Genomic DNA, 4290 nt, shown 5'->3' with positions numbered 1-4290 from the left:
TGACCTTACCCAGAAAAAGTAGAGAGAAAGTTAAGACGTTTTTATCATGAGAATAAATTGTGCAGGAATGCAATAGTTAATAGTAGAATGTCTACGTTATTTGTTATAAAAGATTTCTATGTATTCAAATATGGCAGTTCTGGTTTGTTGAGCGAGAAGTATCAATAAGCAGCTCCCTTTTAAGTGAACTTTTCTGCAACAGAGTTATCGTAACAACAGCCCTTATGGCTCATGCTGGAAATGATGTTTTTTGTATTCAATAGAAATTGGTAATTTTGAGAGGTATACTGTGACCCTTGATCGCTATGTAACAGCAGATTTTTATCGGGTTTGCGTTTATCAACGGCCATCAATAAAGAATCTATAACTAATTATCATGTTACTCATTAACCACCATGCGTGAATATAGGTCAATTATTGCCGCCAACAACCTTCTTTAGTTTTTATGTAGGTAATCCCAAACTTTATTTGGCTGATCAGTAGTAAAATTTTGATCCAATGTGTTCGGAGCCACAACTCGGTTGCTTATTTGCTGTTTTTTATTTTTGAACCTTCGTCTAAACTTGGCTTTAATGCCATTTTCTTGCATAACACTTTGTACTGTTTTAATTTTTGCCTAAAGCTTTTAATTCAGCGTGAATTTTAGGGGCTCCATATCTGCATTTAGAAGCTTGATGTATTTTTTGAATATCTGCTAGAAGCCCTTCTTTTGCTAATTCTTTACTGCTTTTTTCCTTAGCAACCCATACCACCAGTACAAAACCCTACATAGTTCCTGTGTTTTATAGCAATTTCTATATAAAAGAATACTTTACTCTTTTTCTTTGCCCAGGGCTTTTTTTAAGATGTCTCTTTCTCTTATTAGCTCTTTTTTTAGATCAAATCTTTCTTTGTCATAAGGAGCCTTTGCCTGGAAATGCGTATGCTCCAGACATTTTTCCATTATATTTTCTTACTTAACATACTGCCATCTATACCTAGATCTTTTGCTATTTTTGTACTTGCTTGACCTGTTTCTTTAACCAGCTTAACAGCTTCTAATTTGAATTCTGCTGTATATTCTCTTCTATTTGTCATATTTTGAAAAAACGTTTTATTTTACTCCAAAAACGTCTTAACTTTCTCTCTACTTTTTCTGGGTAAGGTCACTACTTGGATGACAGATAGTAGTGCGAAAGTCTCTTACAACTTACTTTTAATTAGTCTAACCCATGCGTGCCAATCCCTCTCACCAAGATTGCTTTCAAAAGATAGGAGATCCTTTACAGCTTTTGAGCAAATTTCTTCACTTGGAATTGATAACTCCTTATTCATTGCTAACGTTAAATATTGAGTTTTGCATGCTTGTTCTAAATGATACGAGTAAAACATTGCTTCTTGTATAGTCCGACCACACGTTATAGATCCATGATTACGCATTAACATGACAAAATTTTCTTTCAGATCAGCTATTAACCTCTTTCCTTCTGTATCGCTAAGTGCTAGGGAATTATAATTATGGTAAGAGATTTTATTGTAAAAGTGCAGTGCCCATTGACTTATAGGAAGCAGCCCATCTTTGAGAGAAGAAACCGCTACAATAGAAGGTGTATGCAAGTGAAAAATTGCTTGAATATCTTTCCTTGCTTGATAAACAAAACCATGAATTATATAGCCAGTTCTATTATATTGATATTCTTTGCCTTCAATTACATCTCCATCAAATGATACTTTCATTAACGAACGTTCATCTACTTCATCAAAACGCATACCAAACGGATAAATATAAAACGACTTTTGATCTTCAGAACGCACTGAAAGGTGAGTATATGTATGATCATCGAACTTAAGGTAGGACAAAATCTGATAGGCATAGACTAGATCCCTTTTTACTCTGCTCTTTGTTAACAACACAATCCTCTGTTAGAATCTTCTGAAGGTTTATACGCGAAAAGAGACTTGTAGTAAACTAATAAGTCTATGCCACTCTGTCTTGCTTTCTGAATACCAAACACTTTTGTGTTGTAGCTTGCTTAAAAATAGTTATCGTTATTATAGAGTTTATATACAGAATTTATGTTTTTAAATTACATAATATCTTAACTACAAAAGTAATTTTCTATATAATATTTCATATGTTTTAAAGCTTCATTTTTATGTTATTATAAATGTAAGTTTCAAGATTGAAAATAATATGGTAAATATTAACACAAAAAAACAGCCAGCAGGATTTTTCATATATCCCTCTGGTCTTTCGGGAAGTGGTAAACTTTCCACAGCAATAGAATTATCTAATATGATAAACGCATTAATTGTAAATAGTAAGTTCTATAACAATGTTCAAGCTTGCTCTATATACGATGGTGTCTTTGAACGTGATCAAATACCTAAAGAAGTTCAAGATAGAATATATGGCATTATGCAAATTATGCTTCAGGTAATAGAAAATTATCCGATTCACTCAAAAAATTACATATTTATTGATGAGTTGATGGAAAATAATGACCAGAACATGAGGATGTATGATTCAATAGTAAGGCTTAGTAAAAAAATGAACACAGAAATCCTTCCTGTGGTACTTAGGTGTGATCTACCGACATTACAAAAGCGTATTGCATTAAAAAGGCAAAGAAAAAATAGGAAGGTGATTAATCTAAATAGCATTGTAGAGAAATTTAGGACTGACGATTTATTTATACCACCAAGTGCCATAGAGATAGAAAATTCAGATATGAGTATAAAAGAAGTAGCTCAAGAGATAGTAAACCAGATGCACAAGCTTAGTAACATTGCATGTACGCGAAAGAATAGTCTATAATGATTTCATATACTGAGGCTCATTTAAATATAGAGCTTCAACTTCATTTAATTTTTGCTTGTTCTCTAATCTATAACGGACTAATAGCCCTGCATGGCTAGCATTTAAATTGCAATCCATATGTGTACTGCTTGTAGCGTGACACTGGGATCCAGGTGCAGATAGTGGCAATAAATTGAAATCAAATAACTGCGTATAAAACCCTTGAGCATTTTTGACTATAGCTCTGATATTTTTTTTGTTATTCGTACAAAGCAAAGATATTGCGTAGGCTTGAACTTCCAGCGCACTAACTCCGTATAATGGCTTATTTGTAGCAAGATTTATACCTTGTGCAGCTGATATACCAACTCTAATTCCAGTGAAACTTCCTGGTCCAACTACTACCACTAAATGATCTATTTTATCATAATTATAGTTGTGCTTATCAAACAAAGTATTCAGAATTTGAAAAAATGATTCTGCATGATTGTTGCTGGCGGAATTGTGCTCTACAAAACAGTTACCATCATAATCAACTATTGCTATTGAACTACCAATACCTACAGTATCAATCGCTAAAATAGACATTACTTAAGCTTATCATAGAGTTTTGTAAACATTATAGCAAAGGCACCATTACCCATAACGTTTGCTGAAGTGATTATTGGATCAAACACTATATACAGTGCTGTGATTAACGAAAGCATTTCTGGAGAAAATTTGAGGTATTTCTCAAGAATAGGTAGCATTACCATAATTCCTCCTGCCGGAACTGCCACGATAGCAAACTTAAATAACAAAAAATAGAGAAGGAAAGTTACATAGTCTGTTGTGCACAATGAATAACCGGAGGCAATTATCATTGATAATATTATAATAAAAAAGCAATCACCTACTAAATGAAAGCTAGCAGTTATTGGCACAACAGACGATGCTATGTCAGGTTGCTTTACATTTTTTTTGCTTCCTTCAAGAGTAAGCGGCATAGTTGCATTACTAGACATTGTGCTCATTGCAGTAATAAATGCCGGTATCATATTGCCTATACTAGCTATCCAGCTTGTGATCTTGAATGAATTTGCTGCTCCATATAAGAGGAAAACATAAAGGTAGGTTGCAGATGCTATAATAATGAAAATTATTGAGTAATCCTTAAATATTATAGATAAAACTTGATCATGCTGCATTTTTAAAGCAAGCCCAAGTACAAATATTGGAATAATCGGCGTCAAAAACGTCTTCAAAATAAAGAGAGTTAAATCTAACATTTTGTTCGAAAGCTCTCTGCTTTTTTTGGGTAGCAGTGTGGACACTACTATGCTGGACACAAATCCACAAGCAAGGGCATAAAAATTAGAAAGCAATGCAGGCAGTCTAAACGACCATAAGGGAACAATTGTTTCTTCATACGTTATATCTTGTATTGAATAAGTGTTTTGTATGATAAAATGCCCAACAGAATAAGCTATTAAACTTGAAGCCAGATTCGATAAGAAGATCATTATAATAAG

Annotated in this window: 4 protein-coding genes and 1 pseudogene; 1 reads left to right on the top strand and 4 read right to left on the bottom strand. The window is 33.3% G+C overall.

Annotated elements, in window-relative coordinates; translation table 11 throughout:
* Window positions 1–96: 96 nt before the first annotated feature.
* Together OZD62_RS06240 and OZD62_RS02550 are read right to left on the bottom strand one after the other, a co-directional pair.
* Window positions 97–1077: pseudogene (locus OZD62_RS06240) on the bottom strand (IS3 family transposase).
* 105 nt (window positions 1078–1182) lie between these two features.
* Window positions 1183–1893, bottom strand: a complete 711-nt coding sequence (locus OZD62_RS02550; protein ID WP_275019363.1) for a class II aldolase/adducin family protein — start codon at window positions 1891–1893, stop codon at window positions 1183–1185.
* Window positions 1894–2173: 280 nt separating this feature from the next.
* On the opposite strand from OZD62_RS02550, the gene OZD62_RS02545 reads away from it, so the two are divergent.
* The gene (locus tag OZD62_RS02545; protein WP_010962436.1) at window positions 2174–2797 is read left to right on the top strand and encodes a DEAD/DEAH box helicase family protein; all 624 of its coding nucleotides are present in this window, start codon (window positions 2174–2176) and stop codon (window positions 2795–2797) included.
* Here OZD62_RS02545 and tsaB read toward each other — a convergent pair.
* Both tsaB and OZD62_RS02535 read right to left on the bottom strand, forming a co-directional pair.
* Window positions 2792–3367: a tRNA (adenosine(37)-N6)-threonylcarbamoyltransferase complex dimerization subunit type 1 TsaB gene (tsaB, locus tag OZD62_RS02540; protein ID WP_010962437.1), complete on the bottom strand. Its 576-nt coding sequence runs from the start codon at window positions 3365–3367 to the stop codon at window positions 2792–2794. The two genes, OZD62_RS02545 and tsaB, sit on opposite strands and share 6 nt — an antisense overlap.
* A partial coding sequence (locus OZD62_RS02535) for a cation:dicarboxylate symporter family transporter (protein WP_275019362.1) occupies window positions 3367–4290 on the bottom strand: 924 nt, incomplete at its 5' end. The genes tsaB and OZD62_RS02535, both read right to left, overlap by 1 nt.

Source organism: Wolbachia endosymbiont of Drosophila seguyi, assembly GCF_028981765.1.
In the GTDB taxonomy this organism is placed as follows: domain Bacteria; phylum Pseudomonadota; class Alphaproteobacteria; order Rickettsiales; family Anaplasmataceae; genus Wolbachia; species Wolbachia pipientis.
This window is presented reverse-complemented; position numbering and strand designations above follow the sequence as displayed.

Excerpts from the sequence above, each read along its gene's own strand:
- OZD62_RS02545 (WP_010962436.1), top strand. The coding sequence starts at position 2,174 with ATGGTAAATATTAACACAAAAAAACAGCCAGCAGGATTTTTCATATAT.
- tsaB (WP_010962437.1), bottom strand. The coding sequence starts at position 3,367 with ATGTCTATTTTAGCGATTGATACTGTAGGTATTGGTAGTTCAATAGCA.